The sequence below is a fragment of the Planktotalea sp. genome, from assembly GCF_049680325.1.
In the GTDB taxonomy this organism is placed as follows: domain Bacteria; phylum Pseudomonadota; class Alphaproteobacteria; order Rhodobacterales; family Rhodobacteraceae; genus Planktotalea.
In genome coordinates, this window is the sequence record NZ_JBAUHO010000164.1 from 1 (window position 1) to 2,658 (window position 2,658).

The 2,658-nt window shown below is 56.9% G+C and carries 3 protein-coding genes; all 3 read left to right on the forward strand.

Annotated features, from left to right (window positions below):
* Positions 1-1,585: DUF3458 domain-containing protein (locus WBC85_RS07420; RefSeq protein WP_424434655.1), on the forward strand; the 1,585-nt coding region annotated here is incomplete at its 5' end.
* Entirely contained in the window at positions 1,582-2,319 is a 738-nt protein-coding gene (locus tag WBC85_RS07425; protein WP_424434658.1) for an SDR family oxidoreductase, read from the forward strand. The genes WBC85_RS07420 and WBC85_RS07425, both read left to right, overlap by 4 nt.
* Positions 2,309-2,658, forward strand: a 350-nt coding sequence (locus WBC85_RS07430; RefSeq protein ID WP_424434661.1) for a hypothetical protein, incomplete at its 3' end; no start/stop codon positions are given. The genes WBC85_RS07425 and WBC85_RS07430, both read left to right, overlap by 11 nt.

Genomic DNA, 2,658 nt, shown 5'->3' on the forward strand with positions numbered 1-2,658 from the left:
CACGTCGGATCTACGCTCTGCCCCTGTCAAACGCATCTCGGATGTTATTGATTTGCGCGGGCGTCAATTTGCCGAAGACAATGGCCCCCTCGCCCATCCACCGCGCCCGGACAGCTTTGTCGAGATCAACAATTTCTACACGGCCACCGTCTATGAAAAAGGCGCCGAAGTTATCGGCATGTTGAAACTTCTCGTCGGTGACGACGCCTACGCCAAAGCGCTCGACCTGTATTTTGAACGCCACGACGGGCAGGCCTGCACGATAGAAGACTGGCTTCAGGTGTTCGAAGACGTCACAGGCCGAAACCTCAAGCGCTTCAAGCGTTGGTATACCTCTGCGGGCACGCCGCGCCTGCATGTCAAGGAAAGCTACAAGAACGGGCGTTACAAGCTGACATTCCGTCAGGAAACGCCGCCAACGCCGAACCAGCCCCAGAAAAAGCCGCGCGTCATTCCTATTGCTGTCGGATTGCTTGGTGCCAACGGTGATGAGGTCCTGCCAACACAAGTTCTGGAAATGAGCAAACGCCAGCAAAGCTTTAAATGGGAAGGCCTTAGTGCAAAACCGACGCCCTCGATCCTGCGTGGCTTTTCAGCGCCCGTGATCCTGGAGCGCGAAACCAGCGACGCAGAGCGCGCCTTCCTGCTCGCCCATGACACCGATCCGTTCAATCGTTGGGAAGCGGGGCGCGAGCTGGCAAAGTCAACCTTGCTCGGTATGATCGAAGAGGACGCTGCGCCAAACGCGGGCTATCTTGATGGCATGTTGGCTGTTCTGCGTGATGAAAACCTTGACCCGGCCACGCGCGCGCTGATGCTTGGCCTGCCCAGCCAGTCCGATCTAATGCAAGTGCTGGCCGACAAAGGCAGCACCGCCGATCCACAGGCGATTTACAACGCAGATCAAACCCTGAGAATGGCTCTGGCGCAGCATATGCAGGATACCTTGCCGCGCATTTATGCCCAATGTCAGATCACGGGGCCCTACTCGCCCGATGCCGATGCGGTTGGCAAACGTGATCTTGCCAATGCAGCGCTTGCCCTTGGCACACGCCTTGACGCTGGCAAAGCCGCGCAAGAGCAATATGACAACGCCGACAACATGACCCAGCAGCTTTCCGCGCTGACCTGTTTGCTGCGCGCAGGAGTCGGCAAGGACGCGCTGGCGGCTTTCTATGAGCAATGGAGGCATGATCGTCTGGTCATGGACAAATGGTTCGGACTGCAAGTCAGCTGCGCAGAACCCGAAGATGCGGCGCAAATTGCAACGATGTTAACCCGGCACCCCGATTTCGATCACAAGAACCCGAACCGCTTTCGCGCGACCCTCGGGGCACTTACGATGCACCACGCTGGCTTTCATCACATCTCTGGCAAGGGCTACTCCTTGCTTGCCGATTGGCTAATCACACTTGATCCGGTCAATCCGCAAACCACCGCGCGCATGTGTTCCGCATTCCAGACGTGGAAGCGCTATGATCCAACGCGCCAAGAAATGATCCGTATCGAACTTGAACGCATTCTTGCACAGCCGAACCTGAGCCGTGACACCACCGAAATGCTAACAAGGATCCTGAACGCATGAGCCGCCCTGTTGTTTTGATTACAGGCGCGAGCGCGGGCATCGGCGCCGCTTGCGCACGTATGGCCGCGCAAAACTATGATATCGCCCTGAACTATCGAAGCGATGATGCAGGCGCGGCCAAAGTGCAGGCCGATTGCATCGCGCTGGGTGCGAAAGTCGTCCTGTGTAAAGGCGACGTCAGTGATCCCGCTGATATCGCTGCGATCTATGAAACGATCGACACTGAATTCGCCCGTCTTGATGCTTTGGTGAATAATGCCGGGATCGTTGGTAAAACCGCACGGGTTGTCGATCTGGATTATGAACGCATGCGCCATATGTTCGACGTGAATGTCATCGGTGCAATTCTGATCGCGAAAGAGGCCGTCCTGCGAATGCAAAAGCAAGGCGCGGGTAGCATCGTTAATATCTCCAGCGCTGCGGCACGGCTTGGATCGGCCAATACCTATGTCGATTATGCCGCCACCAAAGCCGCGATTGACATCTTTACCAAAGGGCTCTCTGACGAAGTGGCGGCGATGGGCATTCGCGTTAACTCTGTTCGCCCGGGATTGATCGTGACGGATATCCACGCAAAGGGCGGCGAGCCGGACCGTGCAGAGCGTTTGGCGACAGCGGTTCCGATCAAACGCACCGGCAGCGCCGAAGAAGTGGCCAATGCCGTGATTTGGCTTCTTTCGGACAAGGCATCTTATGTGACGGGGACAACTTTGGATGTGACAGGTGGACGTTGATGCGTTTCACTTTGAGCGGCGCGCACGTAGCCCCAGGGCCATCTTCTTCATCGCCTTGTGGTGGGCGGCAATCGCGCTGCTCCACTTTGCAATTCAAGCTAATCCGTGGATCCTGCTGCTTTTGGCGCTAGTGTCCTTGCCGGCGATTTATGACCTTGGCGCCAACGCGAGCGCCATTCTAACAATCGATGCGCAGCACATTGCGTGGCGCTCGGGGCAGCGCGGCGCAACGTGTCCAAGGGCGCAATTGCAAAAGGTCAGACTGGACACGCGTCTGGATTTTTCTTTGCGCATGACGCTGATCCCTCATCAAGGCCGCAAAATTCGCCTGCCCTATGA